Source organism: Vreelandella massiliensis, assembly GCF_900155385.1.
GTDB classification, from domain to species: domain Bacteria; phylum Pseudomonadota; class Gammaproteobacteria; order Pseudomonadales; family Halomonadaceae; genus Vreelandella; species Vreelandella massiliensis.
Window position 1 is genome coordinate 1 of the sequence record NZ_LT699748.1, and the last position, 1952, is coordinate 1952.

At 67.9% G+C, this 1952-nt stretch carries 3 protein-coding genes; all 3 read right to left on the bottom strand.

Translation table 11 applies throughout. From position 1 onward, the window contains the following. Positions 1-80: 80 nt before the first annotated feature. On the bottom strand, positions 81-365 hold the full coding sequence (locus BQ9846_RS15385; protein WP_075881940.1) for a hypothetical protein: 285 nt from the start codon (positions 363-365) through the stop codon (positions 81-83). Then, positions 365-1384: a FecCD family ABC transporter permease gene (locus BQ9846_RS15390; protein ID WP_075881941.1), complete on the bottom strand. Its 1020-nt coding sequence runs from the start codon at positions 1382-1384 to the stop codon at positions 365-367. Before BQ9846_RS15390 ends, BQ9846_RS15385 begins: the two co-directional genes overlap by 1 nt. After that, the coding region (locus BQ9846_RS15395; RefSeq protein ID WP_144049479.1) for an ABC transporter ATP-binding protein at positions 1381-1952 on the bottom strand (572 nt) is incomplete at its 5' end. The genes BQ9846_RS15390 and BQ9846_RS15395, both read right to left, overlap by 4 nt.

Sequence of the window (1952 nt, forward strand, 5' to 3'; positions counted from 1 at the left end):
TTTTTTGTCATTTGCCAAATGGTGCTGCCATGAAGGCTGCTGTAAGGAAGCAGCACTCCCTGCGTAAAAACACTGATGGATCAACAAGGGACCCCCATCTGTCTCTTATCCAAATCTAGATGTTTATAAGAGACACCCATCTGGGGGTCCGCTGCGGCACTGCCGGTCAGCGCGGCGAACACCTCGGCAAGAGGCACAGGATAACTGCCGTTGGCCACACTCAAGCCGATCACCGCTAGCAGTGCGACGGCGAGGCCAAGGAGCACGATTAGCGAGCGCAGCGGCAGCAGCAGCGCGATACGCTGCCCGCGGCTGCGCACGCGCAGCTGTCGTGAGCCGTGGAAGGCGGTGCGGAACGCGGACATCAGCGCACCTGCCAGCGCACGAGGGCGACGAAGATCGGCGCCCCCACCAGCGCGGTGACGATACCGGTGGCGAGCTCCTGCGGCGCCAGCAGAACGCGTGCAACGATATCCGCCGCCGTGAGCACCGCCGCGCCGACTAGCGCCGAAAGCGGCACGACCCAGCGGTAGTCGAGCCCGGCGAGGGTGCGCACCATGTGCGGCACCACCAGACCGATGAAGCCGATCGGGCCGGTGACGGTAACCGCGGCGCCACACAGCAGCACCACGCAGCCAAGCGCCAAGATTCGCAGCCGCGCCGTGTGAATGCCGAGCCCGCGGGCGACATCCGCCCCCAGGCCCAGTGCCGTGACCTGGCGCGCCAGCAGCAGCGCAAGGATGAACCCCAGGGCAAGGTAGGGCAGCGCCGCCGCAAAGACGTCCATGTCGCGCCCGGCAAGGGTGCCGGCGAGCCACACGCGCAGGCGCTCGAAGCCCGCTTCGTGCAGCAGGTGACCGGCGCTCATCACCGCGCCGAGAAACGCCGAGACCGCCACCCCGGCCAGAGTGAGCTTGAGCGGGGTAGCACCGCTGCGGCCCAGCGAGCCGATCAGGTAAACCAGAAGGCTAGTAAAAAGCGCACCGCCGAAGGCAAACCACGGCAGCGCCTCCAGGCTACCGAGGCCGAAGGCGGTAGCCAGCACCACCGCCAGGGAGGCGCCCAGGTTCACCCCGAGGATGTCCGGCGCGGCGAGCGGATTGAGGGTGACGCCTTGCATAAGGGCTCCGGCCACCGCCAGCGCCGCCCCGACCACCAGCGCGATCAGCAGGCGCGGCAGGCGCATCTCGCGGATGATGAAGTGCTCAAACTGCTCGGGGTTATAGGCCATCAGCGCCTCGACCAAGGTGGCAAGCGGCACGTCGCGAGCGCCGAGTCCCAAATGGGCGAAAGCGAGCAGAAGTAGCACGACGAGCGCCAGCGCACTGGCACCAAGCCGCCCTACCCGCCCGGCTGCCGGACGCTTTGCGACCAGCGACGTCATGGCCCAACCGCCTGATGTTGCGCGACAGGCACAGCCCCACCCCTTGCCGGCGCGCAGAGCAGATGCCCGCTCGCCGGGTCGCGCAGGATGCTACAGGCCACGCCGAACACCGCCTCGATGTTTTTCGCGGTAAACACCGCCTCGGGCGGCCCCTCGGCATATACCTTCCCCTCACGCAGCAGCACCAGGTTGTCGGCATGGGCCGCCGCCTGGTTCAAGTCGTGCAGCACCGCCACCACGGTGCGGCCGTGGCGGTGGGTGAGCTGCACCATCAGCTCGAGGATTTCCAGCTGGTAGCGCAGGTCGAGAAAGGTGGTGGGTTCGTCGAGCAGGATCAGCGGCGTTTCCTGAGCCAGCGTCATTGCGATCCAGCAGCGCTGGCGCTGCCCGCCGGAGAGCGTGCCCAGCGGTCGTTCGGCCAGTGCCTCGACGCCGGTGATGGCGAGCGCCCGGGCAACGGCCGCCTCATCCTGCGTGGTCCACTGGCGCAGCAGGCTCTGGTGCGGAAAGCGTCCCTGTGCCACCAGCTCCCGCACGCGCAGCCCTTCCGGCGCCGCCGGCGACTGGG